Raw genomic sequence first — 17,528 nt, 5'->3', positions numbered from 1 at the left:
CGCTGTTCCTGCTCGCCGAACGCAAGCCCGGCGACGCGGCGATCGCCGCGCAGCTCGCGCGCGTGACCGACCCGCGCGACGACGAAGCCGCGCGTCATGCGGATTCGCCCGCGCCGCCTGCCACCGCGCCGGGCCTCGCCCCTGCCGACCCCGCGCGCGACGCGCTGCTGAACCTGATCGACACGCGGCTCGCGCACATCGCCGACGCCGCCCGTCAAGCCACACCGAAGGAGCCTGCCCCCCATGCGCCTACCTGAACCGCCGGCCGCCTCGATCGCCGCCGCCGCCCTCGCGACCGCCGTCGCGCTGGCCGGCTGCGCGACGTCGTCGATCGATCTGGCGCCGGAGGCGTCCGACCGCCCATGGCAGCCGCAGACGTCGGCTGCCGGCGACATCGTGCCGGGCCCGCCGCGCGCATCCGCGCAAGGTTCGCACGACTACACGCTGCCCGCGTCGCCCGCGCTCGCATCCGTCTCGCCGCCGGCTGCGCTCGATGCCGCGCACGCGTACACGCTGCCCGAACTGATCGATCTCGCCGAGTCGGCGAACCCGCTGACCCGCATCGCCTGGAACGACGCGCGCAACGCGGCGCTCGCGGTCGGCCTGGCCAAGGCCGCCTACCTGCCGAGGTTGTCGGCGACGGCCATGGGCGCGTACCAGGCCAACCACGGCTCGACGTCGACGATCCTCGGCGACTCGTCGAGCGACACCACCGTTCACGGCACGATCTCGGCGCTGTCGCTGCAATGGCTGCTGTTCGATTTCGGCGGCCGCGCGGCGCGCGTCGAGGCGGCCGAGCAGGCGTCGATCGCGTCGAACGTCGCGTTCACGGCCGTGCATCAGCAGGTGATCCACGACGTGACCGTCGCGTACTACCGCTACGAAGCCGCGCGCTCGCGCGCCCTCAGCGCGCAGCAGGGTCTCGCGAACGCGGACGCGATCCTCGCGGCCTCCCGCGCGCGGCTCAAGCACGGCGTCGGCACGGTCGTCGAGCTCGCGCAGGCGACGCAGAACCGCGCGCAGGCAAACCTCGCGCTCGTGCAGGCGAACGGCGCGGAGAGCGACAGCTACCTCGCCCTCGTCTCCGCGCTCGGCATCTCGCCGCTGTCGAAGCCGACCATCGCCGCACTGCCGAAGCGGCCGCTGCCGCCCGCACTCGGCTCGTCGGTCGACGCGATCGTGTCGGACGCAATTGCGCGCCGCCCCGACCTTCAGGGCGCGTTCGCGCTTGAAAAAGCCAATCGCGCGAAGATCAAGGCCGCGGAAGCCGCGTTCATGCCGAAGATCTTCCTGTCTGCGTCGACGTCGTACGCGAGCGGCGGCACGTCCATCTCCGCGCTGCCCGCGATCGGCGACCAGTCACCGACCGTCAACCTTAACGGCAGCCGCTACGGCGGCGGCGTGTTCCTCGGCGTGACGATCCCGCTGTACGACGGCGGCATGCGCTCGGCCGTACTGATGCAGGCGCGCAACGACGCGGAAAGCGCGTCCGCGCGACTCACGCGAACCAAGGAGGAAGCCGTCCGCCAGGTGGTCGCCGCGCAGAACGCGGTGCAGACGAGCCTTGCGTCGCACGACGCCGCGAAGGCGCTCGTCGATGCCGCGCAGACGAGCTACGACGCGGCGCTGACCGCGTACCGGAACGGCGTCGGTTCGGTCACCGATGCGACGATCGCGCAAAGCCAGTTGCTCGCCGCGCGCAACGCGGAGGTCGACAGCTATGCCGGTGCACTGTCCGCTGCCGCCGCGCTCGCGCTCGCGACGGGGACGATCGGCTCGGCGCAGTAGCACGACCGCCGCGAGGCGGTTGACGCATGCGCGCGCCGCCCACTAGAATGCCGCCCATTCTTCCTTCAGGAACCATCGTGGACAGTTGCAGCACTCCGTTGCGTGCGCCGCTTGCCGCCTGAACGCCTGTCCGACGCAGTTCTCCTGCCCGGCTCGCGTTCCGCGAGCCGCACGCCCACCGTTTCACACTGAATGACGCATTCGCGCGGTACAGTACCGCGCGATGACGGCTATCGTCGTGTCGCCTTCGGCCTTGCGCCGCAGCGACGCGGGACGGCACGCGCTTCTTGCACGGCAGGACAACCATGACTTTCGATTTCGCACTCCGCCTTTTCACCGCGTTCGCCTGCGGCGTCGCCATCGGCCTCGAGCGCCAGATGCGCCAGCGCACGGCCGGCCTGCGCACGATCACGCTCGTCGCGAGCGGCGCGTGCCTGTTCGTCACGCTCGGCGTGCTGACCGGCAACGGCGTCGCGGGCGTCACGCAGATCGCCGCATACGTCGTATCGGGCGTCGGCTTTCTCGGCGGCGGCGTGATCATGCGCGACAAGGGCTCGATCCAGGGCATCAACACGGCCGCGACCCTGTGGTGCTCGGCCGCCGTCGGCGTACTGGCCGGCTCCGGTCATTACGTGCCCGCGCTTGCCGGCACGGGCGTCGTACTCCTCACCAATACGGTGCTGCGCGGCGTCAGCCAGGCGATCAACGCAACCCCGGTGTCGAACGCCGATCTCGTGCGCGAATACCAGATCACCGTGATCTGCCTGACCGCCGACGAAGTGCACATCCGCACGCTGCTGTCGAACTCGATGTATGCGAAGCCGCTGTCGTTCCAGAGCCTCACGAGCGAGGACGTGCCCGACCAGCCGGACCGGCTGAAGGTGACCGCGACACTGAAGCTGCATCCGAAGGATCAGCAGAAGCTCGAGCAGATCGCGAGCCGGATGAGCATGGAGAAGAGCATTTCCAGCGTGAGCTGGACCGCGAAGGAAGCGGAGCCGATGATGGAGTGAGCGGCCTGACGGCAGCGGCATTTCGCGCTGCCGCCCGCCGTCGTTCGAGGTCAGGGCGCCTCGATCAGCCCGGCCGAGATTGCCTTGACGACCGCCTGGACCTTGTTCGTCGCACCCAGCTTCTCGAGGATGTTGTTGACATGGAAGTTGACCGTTCGCTCCGAGATGCTGAGGATCTGGCCGATTTCGCACGCGGTCTTGCCCTCGGCCGTCCAGCACAGCACCTCGCGCTCGCGCGCGGTCAGCGTGACGCCCGCCGCCGGCGACAGCTTCGGCACCATGAAGCGGCTCATCAGCGAATGCGACAGGTTCGCGAGCCAGTTCGTCTGCAGCGTCAGCATGTTGATTTCGGCCGGCGTCAGGCGGTCCGCATGGCGTGCGATGCTCAGCAGGCCGAACGCGCCGCGGGCCGCCCAGCTCGATTGCGCGACGCCCACCGACAGCCCGAAATCCCGCGCGTCCTGCCACAGCGGGCACGGTTCGATCTGGTCGACGTCCGGCCAGACGATCATGTTGGTGCTGAGCGCGCCGTCACGAACCGTCGAATCGATCTCGATGTAGTTGTGCGCCTGATAGTGCGCCATCCAGCCGTCGGGATAGGTATCGAAGATGGCTACCGACGGCTTCGATACCGGCAGCGGCACGCGAATGCCATAACAGCAGTATTCGAATCCCAGCCGTTTGGAATAGGCGGCAATCCGCTGGAAGAGCTGCTGCTCGTCTTCCGCGGCACTGAATTGTTGATAGGCATCCTGCCAGCGCAGTTCCATTCATTCTCCGACAACGTCACGCTGTCATACTTGTCAGGTTCCAGCACCCGTTCGACGCTGATACATTCCGCGCATGACTTCACCTTTGCTGCACCCGGTCCCCGGCCCGTCCCCGGACGGCTACGTACGCCTGTCAGAAAGCGCACTGGCCGTGCTCGCGCTCGACCATGTCGCAAGCGGCCTCGACGCATCGCTGCGTGCGGAACTGCGCGACAGCGCAATCGACGCACGCCTCGCCGGTTATACCGAATGGCATCGCCCGGCCAGTGCCGGCGTCGCTTACGTGACGGTCGGCTGGGACTGGTACCTCGAACGCGCGACGGGCACGTTCGTGATCGCGGGCAGCGACGTCCGCAGCAACGTGATGGCCGTCGACGCCACGGGTGCCGACATCGGCATGTTCCGCACGGCCGCCGCGCTTGCCGCGCGGCTCGCGTGCATCGACTGGCCCGCAGCGGTCGCGTCGGCCCTGCTCGGGCACAACGACGCCTATCATGCCGGTCCGACGCTCCAGTGACAACTGGCCCCGCATTCCTCTGACAATTTCCGCAGTGCTGGCGCTCTTTATAAGCAAAAGCGGCCCGGTTTTCAATCCCGTTGATCAAGAAACCGTTACCACGTCCTGATCGGCGTCATTCCACCGTCACCCTGTAAGAGTTACCAGTTACAGCCCCCTCGTGCGGCGCGATGTAATGCGCACATACAAAAGCACAAATCCGAGGACACCATGCGGACCTTCGTTCACGAGGAAGGGCGGTTGCCACACGAACTTGCAGCGGATCTCGGGCGCTATCGGCGCCGTGTGTTCGTCGAACAGCTCGGTTGGGCGCTCCCGTCGGCGAACGAAAGCTTCGAGCGCGACCAGTTCGATCGCGACGATACCGTCTACGTGTTCGCGCGAAACGCCGGCGGCGACATGTGCGGATGTGCACGCCTGCTGCCGACGACGCGCCCGTATCTGCTGAAGTCGCTGTTCGCCGACCTGATCGCCGAAGACATGCCGCTGCCGCAATCGGCCGCTGTCTGGGAGCTGTCCCGGTTCGCGGCGACCGACGACGAAGGCGGGCCGGGCAACGCCGAATGGGCCGTGCGCCCGATGCTCGCGGCCGTCGTCGAGTGCGCGGCGCAGCTCGGCGCACGGCAGTTGATCGGCGTGACGTTCGCGAGCATGGAGCGGTTGTTCCGCCGGATCGGCATACACGCGCACCGCGCAGGCCCGCCGAAGCAGGTAGATGGGCGTCTGGTGGTCGCGTGCTGGATCGACATCGATCCGCAAACGTTTGCCGCGCTAGGAATCGAGCCGGGGCAGGCCGCCCGGCAAGCCATCGCCGCCTGACCCGGAACGCGCGTTCCTGTCCGGGCGGCATCGTAACGAAGGAGAATCAACGTGGACCAGTCTCAGGTCTTTCGCGCGATGATGCCCGGGTTGACGAGCGCCGGCGGCGCCCGCATCGCGGTCGCCTACCCGTCGTTTCCACGGCCGCTGCCGCTCGTGCGGCTCGACCGGCGCGGCCTCGTGTTCCGTGCCGCCGGCGCGGCGCCGCTGGTCTGCGGGCTGCCGCGTGCGGCGACGTTGCTAGTCGCGGACGAGCCGCTCTGCTCGCTGCGCCTCGTAATCCGCGACATCGCCCCGGCCGGCGAAGGCCGGCATGACCTGACGATGCAGCCGTCCGGAGCAGCCGGTGACGAATTGCTGTGGCATGCGCTGCGCGATCGCGAGCCCTACCGCCGGCTTCAGCATCCGCTCGCCCCTGTCGACATGTCCATCGCCACCGACGGCGAATCGCACGCACCGGCCGGTGAAGCCGGGCCGCGTCCGTCGCGCAGCGCGGCCTTCCGGCTGCCGTGCCACAGCGACGCGTTGTTCTTTGCCGACTGGCTCGAATATCACTTCGACGAATTGCGCGCGCTGTCGCAGCAGCACGGGCCACAACTGCAGCTCAACCAGCTCGAGCGGCAGGTCGCCGACGACGAGGTCGGCGTGCGCTTCGTCTACGACATCGACGGCCATGCGACACGCCACGCGCTGACCGACTGCGCACGCGAGGCCTGTGCATGGATCGAGACGGAGATGCGCGACAAGTTCGCGCTGCCGGTCGCGCAGGAGCGATTCAGCGCGTTTGCGGCGCATGCGCGGGCCGGCGGCATGTGAACGCGGCACAACAGGAAGTTGTATCGATACAACTAGGGCTTGCCATGCCTCGGGTTTTCCCTTAAATTCACGTCTGTCTCCTCCATGTCTCCAAACATGGATTCAGCCCGCTCAATGTAGCGGGCTTTTTCTTGCCTGCTCGAATTGCGGGGCCATACCACCGCCCTCCTTCATCGATTGCCTGCCCGGGCATTCCGACGCGCCACAATCCGGATCGATTATCATCGGCGGGTCTGCCACGCTCCCCCGAGGCCATCTTGCACGCCCATCTGCGCATTGCCCGCCCGGTCAGCAACCTCGCCCGAACCGAGCGCATGTATCGCGACGCTCTCGACCTGTCCGTTCTCGCACGCTTTGAGGATCACGACGGCTTTTCCGGCGTGATGCTCGGACGCGACGGCCTCGACTATCACTTCGAATTCACGCACTGCCCCGACCATCCGATCGCGCCGTCGCCGACGCCGGAAGACCTGATCGTGTTCTACCTGCCCGATCGGCCGGAATGGGAAGCCGCCTGCGCGCGCGCCACGGCACACGGCTTCATGCCCGTGACGTCGTTCAATCCGTACTGGGAAATATCCGGCCAGACCTTCGAGGATGCCGACGGCTACCGGATCGTGCTGCAGAACGGTACGTGGCGCTGACGAGCGAATCCGCGTGAGTCGTTACGCGCCGGCCAGGCCGGCGGCGCGGGCGGCATACACGACGTGCCGACGCAGCGCGTGCCCTTCCGGCAACGCAGGATGGTCGAAATCGCGCGCGGGCTGATGGTGCATGCCGAGCCGCTGCATCACGTGCTGCGATCGTAGATTAGTGTCGGCGGTCCACGCGAGAATCTCGCCGAGCCCGATCCGCTCGAACCCGTCGGCCAACGCGGCGGCAGCCGCTTCGGCGACGTAGCCATGTCCCCATGCGTGGCGAGCCTGCCGCCACATGATCTCGACGCACGGCGCCATCGGGTGCGTTGCGCGCACCTCGTGCGACAGGCCGCATACCCCGATCAACATCCCGTCGGCGCGGCGCTCGATCGCCCACGGGCCGAAACCGTACGCATCGAAATGCGCGTCGAAGCGCGCGATGACGTCGCTCGCCTCGTCAACGGACATCGGGCCGCGCGCGAGCCACGCGGTCACGTCCGGATCCGCATGCAGCGCCGACAGCGCGCCCGCATCCACCGGCTGCCAGCGACGCAGCGTCAGACGCGCGGTTTCGATTTTCGACGGTGTGGACATGGGGAACAGGATCGTTCAGGCGGCATGACGCGAGTGTCGTCACCAACCCGAAGGCAGAGAGGACGAAGGGGGAAATCGTGATCGTCGCGTCCGCCGGCGACGATCGCGGGAACTGATGACGAGAAACGGGCGCCGGCAGCGCCCGCGGCGATTACTCGTTCTCTTCGAAGTAATGCCCGAACTTCGTCTGCTTCGTGCGGATATAACGCTCGTTTTCCTCGCGCACGGGCACCGCAAGCGCCACGCGTTCGCAGACGGGAATGCCGTGCTTCGCGAGCGTGTCGAACTTCGCCGGGTTGTTGCTCATCAGCCGCACCGACGTCACGCCGAGGATCCGGAGGATCGCGGCGGCTGAGTCGTATTCGCGGGCGTCGTCGGGCAGGCCGAGGTCGAGGTTTGCCTCGACGGTGTCGCGCCCCTGCTCCTGCAACGCGTACGCGCGAATCTTGTTGCTCAGGCCGATCCCGCGCCCTTCATGCCCGCGCAGATACAGCAGCACGCCGCGGTCTTCGGCCGCGATGTAGCGCAACGCGAGATCGAGTTGCTCGCCGCAGTCGCAGCGGTACGAGCCGAACACGTCGCCGGTCAGGCATTCGGAATGCAGCCGCGTCAGCACGGACTGCTCGCCGGCGACGTCACCCATCACGAGCGCGAGATGTTCGGCATCGCTGCCCGATACGCGGAAAGCGTACGACTTGAACGTACCGTAGCGTGTGGGCAGCGACGCGGTGGCGACGAGCGTCACGCACTCGTCGGCCTGGCCATTGCCCGGCGTGGGCGATTGTGGACGCGAAGACATCATGAATTCAATCGAAACGTTCAGGAATGTAGGAGTTGTGTGGATAGTGCGTGACGGGAGTTTACCGCTAATCTGGAATCGTCACGCGACTGCCGCCACCTGCGCGGCTATACTGGGCTCATCGGGTGACACGCATCACGCCCTGCCTGCCCTGCATCGACCTGCACACGGAGAAAGCGAATGAGCACGACTGTCGCGCAGATTCTCAAGGCCAAGCCGGATTCGGGCCGCACCATCTATACCGTCACGAAGACCGATCTCGTCTACGACGCCATCAAGCTGATGGCGGAAAAGGGCATCGGCGCGCTGCTGGTCGTGGACGGCGACGACATAGCGGGCATCGTCACCGAGCGCGATTACGCGCGCAAGGTCGTCCTGCAGGATCGCTCGTCGAAAGCCACCCGCGTCGAGGAAATCATGACGGCGAAGGTACGCTACGTCGAACCGTCGCAATCCACCGACGAGTGCATGGCGCTGATGACTGAACACCGGATGCGCCACCTGCCCGTCCTCGACGGCGGCAAGCTGGTCGGCCTCATCTCGATCGGCGACCTCGTCAAGAGCGTGATTGCCGATCAGCAGTTCACGATCAGCCAGCTCGAACACTATATCCACGGTACGCCTGCGGTTACGTCCGCCTGACCCGCCCCAGCAAAAAAGGCCCAAACGCGTGAGCGTCTGGGCGGAAAGCCGCCGGAATGCGGCGACGGAGGTTCTGCTCCTGCGGGCGAATGACGCGCGCAACTGGCGCGCGTCTCGTCGATTAAGCGGTGCGCTCGGGCAGACCCGGCGGTGTTCAGTTCCCGAAGTAGACCGAGTTCACGGGATTCGGTGCTTCACGTGTCATGCGGCGGCCGGCTTGCCCGGCACCCGTTGCCACGGCACCGTAGCCGCTCGTATCGGCTTGCGCGAGCATCGGCTGGTTCGGTTGAATGCGTTGTTCGGCGGCCTGGATGTTGTCCGGGTACTGCGAATCGCTCGCCAGCGGCTTGTAGCCGTTCTGTTCGAGTTGCACGAGCTCGGCCTTGACCTGGTCGCGGGTCAAACCCTGCTCGGACTGTGCAAACGATGCGATCGGGGCGGCAAGGACGGATGCGGCGATGGCTGCGTAGATGATCGACTTCATGATTTACCTCCGGAATATGTTCTCTTATGACGTCGCCTCGGCAGGACTGTCTGAAGCGATTGAATGCAGTGTAGTTCTCGCATTCCCAAGGGGAAACCCTTAGTTTGAACATACAGCGTTGCGATTTCGACAAAAATAGACGACATTTTTCGGGCGATATCGCGACAACTTGCTTCAGCAGCACAACAATCGCTGACGAACTGCCGACGGCCAGATCACATATTCCGAAGGTTGTGTTGTAGAATCGTAAGGTTTTATTCGTCAGTCGATCTTCCATCCACCATGTACGCGCGCACGCTCCTTTCGGTTTCGCCGTCCGGCCCGGCCGGCGTGTGCGCGCGCGCCGGCCATCCGGCGCATCCCCTCGCTCGACGCACGGCCCAAGCGCCGCTCGCCCCTGCCCGGCGCCTGATCTGACGGCTCGGCCTCCTCCCGGAGCCAGGTCAGACAGGCTCCGGGCGATCCTCATAGGCACGCCACGCCTGCCCCTGCCGATCATTTGGAGAACAGCCATGAAACAACGCCTTTACCAGTTGACCGAACTCGACGTTGCTCGCCTCGAGAAGCACGCCGAACACAACCCGCGCTTCCAGACGATGCTCGATACGCTGCTCGAGCGCGCCGACATCGTCCAGCCCGATGCCATCAAGGCGAACGTCGTCACGATGAATTCGCAAATCACGCTGCTTGACGAAGCGTCCCAGGAACAGGCCACCTGGACGATTGTTTATCCGGATGCCGCCAATCTCGAACTGGGCCGCCTGAACGTCTTCTCGCCCGTCGGTATGGCACTGTTGGGCACCCAACGCGGCCAGATGGTCAAGGTGATGCAGCCGAGCGGCGCCGAAAAGCTGATGAAGGTCGCCGCGATCGTGTTCCAGCCGGAAGCCAACGGCGAATACACGCGCTGAGCCATCTGCGGCGGGTATCGCCCCGCAACGACGCACAACGAGAAAAGCGAGGCACACGCCTCGCTTTTTTGCATCCGGAGGATGCGAATCGCCGACACCTCGTTCCACAGACGAAAAAAAAGGCGCCCGAAGGCGCCTTTTTCGATACTGCGAAGCGGGTTACCCCGCCGTCACGCTTAGAAGCGGTGACGCAGACCAACCGTTGCTGCGGTTTGGTTGATCGACGAGCTCGAAGCCGTCGTGTTGTCGCCGTTGTAGATGCCCGTGCCGACGATGTTGTTGCCCTTCGCGCCACGCTGGTACACAGCTTGTGCGTAGACGTCGGTGCGCTTCGACAGAGCGTAGTCAGCTTGAACGCCGAACTGGTTCCAGTGCGAGCTGCCGTTGTTGACCTTCGCGTTCGTGTACGTGTAAGCAGCACCCAGGCCGAGAGCCGGCGTCAGGTTGTACTTTGCGTTGACTTCGTAGTTGTCAGCGCGCAGCGTGCCAACACCGTTAGCCTGGTTGTCGATACGCGATTGCGTCCATGCAGCACCGACTTGTGCCGGGCCGAATGCGTAACCAGCAGCAGCGCCGTACGTACGGACACGGCCTTGTGCGTTGATCGACGATGCGCCGCTCGTGTTCGTACCGTCACCCAGGTTCGCTTGCGAGTAAGCTGCTGCCAGCTTCAGGCCTTGGAACTGGTATGCAGCACCCGCGCTGTATGCACGGTTGTTGCCGAAGTTCGTGTTGTTCGAGAACGAGTACGTGCCGCCGAATTGCAGGCCAGCGTAGTTAGCGCTCGTGTACTTGATCGAGTTGTTCAGCGCGACGTCGCCGTTCGTGCTCAGACGATCGTTGTTGATCGGGTGCGCGAAGTACGTGCCGCCCCACGAGCCCGTTGCCGTCAGCGGCGCCAGGTAGTCTTGCGTTGCGTCGTATTGCTTACCCAGCGTAACCGTGCCGTACTGGCTCGACAGGCCAACGAAAGCCTGGCGGTTGAACATGCCGCCGTTGTTGCCCAGCTTGCCGTTACCGATGTTGAAACCGCTTTCCAACGTGAAGATTGCCTTCAGGCCGCCACCGAGGTCTTCCGAACCACGCAGACCGAAACGGCTTTGGTCAACGCCCGAGCCCATCGACCACAGCGACTTGCCGCCGACGTTGCTTTGGTAGGTGATGCCTGCGTCCAGCACGCCGTACAGCGTGACGCTGCTTTGCGCGTGAGCGACGGTTGCGAACGATGCTGCAGCTGCTGCAACGATCAGAGTCTTGTTCATTCGTGGAGCTCCCTTCTAAAAAGAGGCAGGTCTCGCGACCTTGTTCATAAACGGTCTGCAACCGCCCGGGAGCGCCATCGATCCTGCTGGCCGCGCCCGGATAGTTGCCCGTTTGGGAACCGTGAGTTTAGGGGTGTACCCTAGGGGAGCGATCCGCAAATAAAGAAATAAGCTTTTCCAGAACTAGAAATAATGAAAGTGGGGCCGAGTTATAAGTATTTGTTTTGACGTTTGTTTTTGACTTCTTGACGGGGGCTTTTTGGAGGCTTCCATCGCACCATTCTTTCATGTCATCGTCTTGACGGTTGCATAGAAACAACAAACGGATTCGGCACGGCACCCCGGAATCGGCAAATTTTACCCAATTCGATCTCGAATTTCTGGCTCCGAGCGCCTAAAACACATCCGTCAGCCGGTAAACAGGACGCGACGTTCGTGCAGCGCGGGCAACATCCATCGTCAGCCGCAGAAAAACAGCGAGACCGGCCTCCGCCCGCTGGCGGTTCGCCCGCCTGCCGTGACACACGGTAACAGCCTTGACCGCACGCGTAACCCGCCCGGCGGACTGGCAGGCTAATGTAAGGCAGCCTCGAATACTGAACAGGACACGCCATGAATCGACGCTCCGTGTTGCGCGCCATCGGATTGACCGCCGCCTTCGTCGGCACCGGCGGCTGGCTCCGTGCCGCTTCGGCCCAGCCCGTGCCGCCCCCGCCGCCGGGATATCGGCCGCCCGGCCCGAACCACGTGCCCGGCAGGCCGCCCTATGCGGACCGCCCGGGCTTCGCGCCGCCTGCCGCGAGACACGATCGCCGCCCACCGCCGCCACGGCCGCACGGCTATATATGGACGGACGGTTACTGGCGCTGGCAGCGAGGCCGCTATATATGGGTGCCGGGCCGCTGGGTCGCACGGCGCCCCGGGCGTCGATGGGTGCCCGGCTACTGGCGCCGCCAGGGACAGGTGTGGATCTACGTCGACGGCACGTGGCGATAGGCAGGCGCGCGGCACCCCGCATTCGGCCGATGGCAGCCCCGGAACCAGACGGCGCGACGAACCCGCGCCATTCAGCCTCGACATCATGATGCCCGGCAGGCGCCCCCGCGCGCCCTGCCCCACCTCGCCCCGACGCATGCGCCCAGGCGTCCATCGGATCAGGCACCCTCGGCCGCCGACATGCCCGCCGGTCTGCGGTGCGCCATCCCGGTTCGGCCAGCCCCTGCCGCACCTCTCATGCGCCATGCAGCGAAAGAGCGCCATCGCAATCGCCCCGGCGCGTGCGCCTCAAGCGGGGCACCGCCAGTGCATTCCCGCATTCGGGACGAACGGAGCACATTGCAACTTCGGCGATGCCTGCCCGCCCCGTCGAGATCATTCGGATAACGAAATCACATGCGGCAATGCACATGCAATCGCGGCATGCCTCGTCGCATCGCACTCGATTCGCCGCACACCGTCCATCGACAAAACAGCGCGTACGCCCTGCTCAGCGCCCGCCGCCGTCCAGCTCCCGTGCACGGCGCCGCGCGGCGCAGATCGCACGATGATGTTCGTCCGCCCACTGGATCATCGCCTGCATCGGCGTCAGGAACGAACGCCCGAGGTCGGTCAGCGCATATTCGACGCGCGGCGGCACTTCGGCGAACAGCGTGCGGCTGACGAAGCCGTCCTGCTCGAGCCGCTTGAGCGTGCGTGACAGCATCTGCTTCGACACATCGCCGATCGCGCGGGCGAGTTCGTTGAAACGCATCGTCCCGCCGGACAGCGCTTCGAGCACGAGCAGGCTCCACTGGTCGCCGATGCGGTCGAGCACATCGCGGATCGGGCAGGGCTGATCGAGTTCGACGGTTTCGTCGGCGGGCGGGAACGGCATGACGGGATTCTCTTTCAAGGGCAACGCATGGTCAGCGCGGTGTGACCTGTTCACACCGCGCTGACTTCTTGTGACGGGTTCGCGGCAACTGTACCATTCGAGCGGCCCGGCAGCCGCGCGGATTCGGCAGTTCAACGAAGCATGACGACGACGCGCTTAGTCCGTATCTCGACGATACGAACCGGGCGGCGAATCCCTCGCGTCGACAACGCCCGTGCATCCGCCACCCTGCCCCGTCGCCCGCCGATCGTCATGGCCGGCCCGACCCGCCGTCGCGCATCGCGCGCCAACCCACGCTTCGTCAGACAAGGAACCCGCTACATGTCATCGCTCCGCTCCCCCGTTCGCACCGTTGCCGCGCTCGTCCTGCTGGCCGCGTCGACGGCCGCGCTGGCCGCCGGCCCGGCCACGCGCAACCTGGCCGCCGAGGAAGCCAACCGCCAGCTCGTGCTGACGTTCTACGACCGCTTCTTCAACAAGCACGAAGCGGTCGAGGCCGCCGCCGTCGTCGCGGACGACTACAAACAGCACAACCCGCACGTACCGGACGGCAAGAAGCCGTTCGTGTCGTACTTCGTCGGCGCCTTCCAGAAGAACCCGGCGTCGCGCGCGCGCATCGTGCGCAGCGCAACCGACGGCGACCTCGTCTACCTGCACGTGCACGCGACCGAGCGCCCGGGCGACCGCGGCGAGGCCGTCGTCGACATCTTCCGCGTGAAGGACGGAAAGATCGTCGAACACTGGGACGTGATCCAGCCGGTACCCGAAACGTCCGCGAACGCGAACACGATGTTCTGACGCGCAGGCCGCCACACGGCGCGCAACGATGCGCGCCGCCCGTCGACGGACGATCGGCCGCCCGCCGGGCAAGCGCGAATGCCTCGCGGCGGCGAAGTCTCCTACAATCGAGCTTCGCCGCCGCGCCGGCCTCCGTCCCGCATGACCGCACCGCCGGCCGCCGCGCCGCCGGCTCGCCGTCGCACGCGAAACACGGCCGGCACGGGCGGCCGTTCGCGAAGACGGTGTCAACGATGAGCCCCGCCCATATTTCCCTCAGCAATGCCGGCGACCTGGTCGCCAGCCTCGGCAGTCCGCAGTTTCCCGCCCGGCTTTGGGCCTGGCTGCGCGAAACCGTCGATCCGCAGTCCCATTACAGCGTCGCGACGCGCTACCGGCGTGACGCGCCGTCGCAGTCGGTCGACAGCGTCGACGTGCTGTTCTTCGCGGGCGGCGACGATCCCGACGGCACGCGCCACGCACTCGATCTGTATACACAGGGCGACTGGCGCAACGACACGCTGCTCCCGCATATCGAGCGCACCACCGATTCGCAGCTCGTGTTCTCGTGCAACGAGGACTTCGACACGGCAACCGAATACGGCCGCCAGTTCGCGCTCGGCGAACTCGGCGAAGACTGCACGCTGCTCGGCAGCGAGCGCGACTATGTCTATGCGTTCTCGCTGTTCCGCCGGCGCGGCCAGCCGTCCTATACGCTGGCCGAACTGGCGCTGCTGCGGCAGCTCGGCGATTTCGTGCTGCCGCTGCTGATCCAGCACGCGCGGCTCGCCCGCCTGACGCCACGCTCGGACGACGGCGCGCTGCTGCAGCGGTTCGAACAGCGCCTGTCGGCCAGCGGCGCAACGCTGTCGCAGCGCGAACGGCTCGTGTGCCGCGCGGTGCTGCAAGGCCGGCCCGTCCCCCGGATCGCCGACACGCTCGCACTCAGGCCGAGCAGCGTGCGCACCTATCTCGGGCGCGCGCTCGCGAAACTCGGCGTGGCGAACCGGGCCGGGCTGTTCGCGTGGTGCGTGACCGAGGAAGAACCGCCGGCAGACCGCGGGCGCTAGACGACGACTCCACATCCCGGCCACACCCGCCGCCCCCGCCGGCTTTGTCGCAGGTTGTCCTAAAAACGATGACAGACAGCCGGCCGCCCCGCTCCTAGTATCTGACTCACCCGACGACGGGAACGCGTCGGATGCCACGGAGACACCGAATGCCGAATACCGGATGGACGCCGGCCCGCACGGCCGCGCGCGCGTCGCCCATCGATCTGCCGCTTCAGGCCCGGCGGCGCGATCGGCATGACGCCCCGGCGGCGGCCGGCCTTCACCGCGACACATCGCGGCGCCTGCCGCGCAGCACCGGCACATAGCCGCCCCCGTCCCATTCCAACCCGACCGGGTTCACGCGACCGGACGAGCCCCTCGGCCCGCCCGCCGGACACGTGCGCCCGTCGACCAGCCCCCATCCGGAGGAGACACATGCAATACGCCGACACCGCCTACCTGAACGGCCTGCTTTACACCGGCGACGCGCAGCGCCGCTTCGCGCAGGCGCTCGCCACCCGGGACGGCAAGATCGTCGCGGTCGGCCGCGACGACGATATCCGTCCACTCATCGGCCCCGCGACGCGCACCGTCGACCTGGCGGGCAGGCTGATGCTGCCGGGCCTCATCGACGGCCACGTGCACCCGCTCGAAGGCCACCAGATCCTCGGCGACTTCGACCTGTCCGGCATCAACGATCCCGACACGATCCTGCAGCGCATCCGCGCCTGCGCCGATGCGACGCCGAACGAGCCGTGGGTCTATCTCGGCGGCGCCAACCTGGCCGCATTCGGCGCGTATCCGACCCGCGAACTGCTCGACCGGATCGTGCCCGACCGGCCGCTGCTCGTGGTCGGCTTCGACGTGCACAGCGGCTGCCTCAACACGAAGGGCCTCGAAGCGGCCGGCATCCACGCCGACACACCCGACCCGGCCGGCGGCGTTTACGAACGCGACGCGTCCGGCGCGCCGAACGGTGTCGTGCACGAAGCGGCGTTCTATCGTGTCTGCCCGCTCATTCCGCAACTAAGCCCGGCCGGCTACCCGAAGTCGCTCGCGAAAGCGCACGCGATGGCGCACGGCTACGGCATCACCGGCTGGTTCGACGCACGCGTCGAGGAGGCCGAACTCAAGGCGTATGCCGACGCGCAGCGCGCGGGCACGCTGAAGGTGTACATGAGCGCGGGCCTCTATGCGAACCCGCGCCGCGATCCGCGCGAGCAGATCGAGCGCTTCGCCGCCTGGCGTCGCGCGTACGAATGCGACAACCTGCGCCTGCATACGGTGAAGATCTTCGTCGACGGCGTGCCCGAATCGAAAACCGCCGCGCTGCTCGAGCCGTACGCCGGCACCGACGACTGCGGCCTCGCGCTGTGGAGCCAGGACGCGCTGAACGAGATCTGCCTGCTCGCCGATTCCGCCGGCTTCGACCTGCACTTCCACACGCTCGCCGACCGCGCGGTGCGCATGACGCTCGACGCGCTCGAATATGTCCGGATCCGCAACGGCATGCGCGACCGCCGCGCGCAGCTCGCGCACCTGCAGCTCGTCGATCCGGCCGACATGAGCCGCTTCAACCGGCTCGGCGCGATCGCCAGCGTGCAGACGCTGTGGACGGCCGCGCGCGAAGAGCAGCAGCAGCTCTATCGCGACCTGCTCGGCGCCGAACGCACCGCGCGCAACTATCCGTTCCGCAGCCTGCGCAACGCCGGCGCGATGCTCGCGGCCGGCTCCGACTGGTCGGTCAGCACGATGGACCCGATGCAAATCATCCAGACGGGCGTCACGCACCTGCTGATCGACCAGCCCGACAGCCCGCCGTGGAATCCGCACGAACGCCTCGACCTGCTCACGATGCTCGAGGCCTATACGGTGAACACCGCGTATGCGCTGCGCTTCGACGACTGCACGGGTTCGCTCGAGGCGGACAAGGACGCGAGCTTCGCGATCCTCGATCGCAATCCGTTCGCCCATCCCGTCGAGACGTTCGCGCAAACCCGCGTGATCGAGACGTGCTTCCGCGGCGAAGTCGTGTACGCCGCGCCGGGCTGGGCCGACTGAAGCACGAACCCGGCGGCCGTCAGGCGACGCCGAGCGCCAGCACCTGCTCGGTCGTCAGCACGTCGCCGAACGTGTCCGACAGCGCAGCCAGCGTCGCGCGATGGAGATCGCGGTGCGATACCGTGCCGCCCTCCGCGATGTCGAGGTCGCGCGTCGCGCAGGCATCGTCGACGACGATCACCGCGTAGCCGAGCGGCACCGCGTCGCGTGCCGCGCCGGCCACGCAGGCATGCGTCATCAGGCCCGTGACGATCAGCGTGTCGATACCGGCCGCCTTCAGGCGTGCATCGATGTCCGTCGTCGGGAACACGCTCACCGAGGTTTTCTTCACGACCGCGTGATGCGGCGCCGGCTGCAGGCTCGCATGAAAGCGGAAGCCGTCGCTGCCGTCCGCGAAGATCGGGCTGTCGGGCGAATCGACGTGCTGGACGTGAAACACCGGAATGCCCGCGCGATCGGCGAACGCGATCACGCGCTGCGCATTGCCCAGCGCGCGCGGTCCCTCGGGAATCGGCAGCCGGCCGCTGAAGTATTCATTCTGGAATTCGATCACCAGCAGCGCGGTGCGGGCGGCGGCGATCGATGTCGGCGCGGTCGCGCCCGCCAGGGTACGGATGGTCGGATGTTGCATGGGTCGCTCTCTCGGTTGGCGTATCGAAGGAACGGCGCGCCGGGCCAGCCGGCGCCGCCGGACGCGGCCCGGACGTTCCCC

General features: G+C 66.6%; 19 protein-coding genes and 1 pseudogene. 13 read left to right on the top strand and 7 right to left on the bottom strand.

Annotated elements, in window-relative coordinates; translation table 11 throughout:
* From ABY44_RS09955 to ABY44_RS09945, 3 genes and pseudogenes are all read left to right on the top strand, one after another.
* Window positions 1-257: pseudogene (locus ABY44_RS09955) on the top strand (FUSC family protein); the annotation flags it as partial.
* A complete protein-coding gene (locus ABY44_RS09950; protein WP_059813697.1) occupies window positions 244-1,788 on the top strand; it encodes a TolC family protein in 1,545 nt (514 codons plus the stop codon). The pseudogene ABY44_RS09955 and the gene ABY44_RS09950, both read left to right, overlap by 14 nt.
* 305 nt (window positions 1,789-2,093) lie before the next feature.
* On the top strand, window positions 2,094-2,801 hold the full coding sequence (locus ABY44_RS09945) for an MgtC/SapB family protein (protein ID WP_021162348.1): 708 nt from the start codon (window positions 2,094-2,096) through the stop codon (window positions 2,799-2,801).
* 50 nt (window positions 2,802-2,851) lie between these two features.
* Here the strand turns inward: ABY44_RS09945 and ABY44_RS09940 are convergent, their stop codons facing one another.
* Window positions 2,852-3,571 (bottom strand): autoinducer binding domain-containing protein, encoded by a 720-nt coding sequence (locus ABY44_RS09940; protein ID WP_027789395.1) that lies wholly within the window; start codon window positions 3,569-3,571, stop codon window positions 2,852-2,854.
* A 73-nt stretch (window positions 3,572-3,644) separates the two neighbouring features.
* On the opposite strand from ABY44_RS09940, the gene ABY44_RS09935 reads away from it, so the two are divergent.
* The 4 genes from ABY44_RS09935 (at window position 3,645) to ABY44_RS09920 (ending at window position 6,367) form a co-directional block, all read left to right on the top strand.
* Window positions 3,645-4,088 carry a DUF4902 domain-containing protein gene (locus tag ABY44_RS09935; protein ID WP_060173501.1) on the top strand — a complete coding sequence of 148 codons (444 nt, stop codon included), beginning with the start codon at window positions 3,645-3,647 and terminating at the stop codon, window positions 4,086-4,088.
* A gap of 210 nt (window positions 4,089-4,298) precedes the next feature.
* Window positions 4,299-4,907 (top strand): acyl-homoserine-lactone synthase, encoded by a 609-nt coding sequence (locus ABY44_RS09930; RefSeq protein ID WP_027789397.1) that lies wholly within the window; start codon window positions 4,299-4,301, stop codon window positions 4,905-4,907.
* Between the two features lie 51 nt (window positions 4,908-4,958).
* The gene (locus ABY44_RS09925; RefSeq protein ID WP_063807457.1) at window positions 4,959-5,723 is read left to right on the top strand and encodes a hypothetical protein; all 765 of its coding nucleotides are present in this window, start codon (window positions 4,959-4,961) and stop codon (window positions 5,721-5,723) included.
* Between the two features lie 257 nt (window positions 5,724-5,980).
* A complete protein-coding gene (locus ABY44_RS09920; protein ID WP_021162343.1) occupies window positions 5,981-6,367 on the top strand; it encodes a VOC family protein in 387 nt (128 codons plus the stop codon).
* Window positions 6,368-6,388: 21 nt separating this feature from the next.
* On the opposite strand, the gene ABY44_RS09915 is transcribed toward ABY44_RS09920, so the two are convergent.
* Complete coding sequence (locus tag ABY44_RS09915; RefSeq protein ID WP_060173503.1) at window positions 6,389-6,955, bottom strand: GNAT family N-acetyltransferase; 567 nt, start codon at window positions 6,953-6,955, stop codon at window positions 6,389-6,391.
* Window positions 6,956-7,106: 151 nt separating this feature from the next.
* Window positions 7,107-7,757 carry a GTP cyclohydrolase II gene (gene ribA / locus ABY44_RS09910; RefSeq protein WP_059484771.1) on the bottom strand — a complete coding sequence of 217 codons (651 nt, stop codon included), beginning with the start codon at window positions 7,755-7,757 and terminating at the stop codon, window positions 7,107-7,109.
* A 177-nt stretch (window positions 7,758-7,934) separates the two neighbouring features.
* Between ribA and ABY44_RS09905 the strand changes: the two genes are divergently transcribed.
* Entirely contained in the window at window positions 7,935-8,396 is a 462-nt protein-coding gene (locus ABY44_RS09905; protein ID WP_021162297.1) for a CBS domain-containing protein, read from the top strand.
* Window positions 8,397-8,550: 154 nt separating this feature from the next.
* On the opposite strand, the gene ABY44_RS09900 is transcribed toward ABY44_RS09905, so the two are convergent.
* On the bottom strand, window positions 8,551-8,880 hold the full coding sequence (locus tag ABY44_RS09900; RefSeq protein WP_027789405.1) for a DUF4148 domain-containing protein: 330 nt from the start codon (window positions 8,878-8,880) through the stop codon (window positions 8,551-8,553).
* Between the two features lie 512 nt (window positions 8,881-9,392).
* Here ABY44_RS09900 and ABY44_RS09895 point away from each other — a divergent pair.
* The gene (locus ABY44_RS09895; protein WP_021162294.1) at window positions 9,393-9,791 is read left to right on the top strand and encodes a GreA/GreB family elongation factor; all 399 of its coding nucleotides are present in this window, start codon (window positions 9,393-9,395) and stop codon (window positions 9,789-9,791) included.
* 176 nt (window positions 9,792-9,967) lie between these two features.
* Here the strand turns inward: ABY44_RS09895 and ABY44_RS09890 are convergent, their stop codons facing one another.
* The gene (locus ABY44_RS09890; RefSeq protein ID WP_027789407.1) at window positions 9,968-11,053 is read right to left on the bottom strand and encodes a porin; all 1,086 of its coding nucleotides are present in this window, start codon (window positions 11,051-11,053) and stop codon (window positions 9,968-9,970) included.
* Between the two features lie 612 nt (window positions 11,054-11,665).
* Between ABY44_RS09890 and ABY44_RS09885 the strand changes: the two genes are divergently transcribed.
* On the top strand, window positions 11,666-12,049 hold the full coding sequence (locus ABY44_RS09885; protein WP_081072588.1) for a YXWGXW repeat-containing protein: 384 nt from the start codon (window positions 11,666-11,668) through the stop codon (window positions 12,047-12,049).
* A gap of 490 nt (window positions 12,050-12,539) precedes the next feature.
* On the opposite strand, the gene ABY44_RS09880 is transcribed toward ABY44_RS09885, so the two are convergent.
* Entirely contained in the window at window positions 12,540-12,926 is a 387-nt protein-coding gene (locus ABY44_RS09880) for a winged helix-turn-helix transcriptional regulator (RefSeq protein ID WP_027789408.1), read from the bottom strand.
* A 321-nt stretch (window positions 12,927-13,247) separates the two neighbouring features.
* Between ABY44_RS09880 and ABY44_RS09875 the strand changes: the two genes are divergently transcribed.
* The 3 genes from ABY44_RS09875 (at window position 13,248) to ABY44_RS09865 (ending at window position 16,816) form a co-directional block, all read left to right on the top strand.
* Window positions 13,248-13,724, top strand: a complete 477-nt coding sequence (locus tag ABY44_RS09875) for a nuclear transport factor 2 family protein (protein ID WP_027789409.1) — start codon at window positions 13,248-13,250, stop codon at window positions 13,722-13,724.
* Between the two features lie 233 nt (window positions 13,725-13,957).
* Entirely contained in the window at window positions 13,958-14,773 is an 816-nt protein-coding gene (locus ABY44_RS09870) for a helix-turn-helix transcriptional regulator (protein WP_431641158.1), read from the top strand.
* A 417-nt stretch (window positions 14,774-15,190) separates the two neighbouring features.
* Complete coding sequence (locus tag ABY44_RS09865) at window positions 15,191-16,816, top strand: amidohydrolase (RefSeq protein ID WP_060173505.1); 1,626 nt, start codon at window positions 15,191-15,193, stop codon at window positions 16,814-16,816.
* A gap of 19 nt (window positions 16,817-16,835) precedes the next feature.
* Here the strand turns inward: ABY44_RS09865 and ABY44_RS09860 are convergent, their stop codons facing one another.
* Window positions 16,836-17,447 carry a cysteine hydrolase family protein gene (locus ABY44_RS09860; RefSeq protein ID WP_060173506.1) on the bottom strand — a complete coding sequence of 204 codons (612 nt, stop codon included), beginning with the start codon at window positions 17,445-17,447 and terminating at the stop codon, window positions 16,836-16,838.
* Window positions 17,448-17,528: the final 81 nt, after the last annotated feature.

Source organism: Burkholderia sp. ZZQ-2, from assembly GCF_050768715.1.
Lineage (GTDB): Bacteria > Pseudomonadota > Gammaproteobacteria > Burkholderiales > Burkholderiaceae > Burkholderia > Burkholderia cepacia.
The sequence above is the reverse complement of the archived record's forward strand: the minus strand, read 5'-3'. Positions and strand labels throughout refer to the sequence as shown.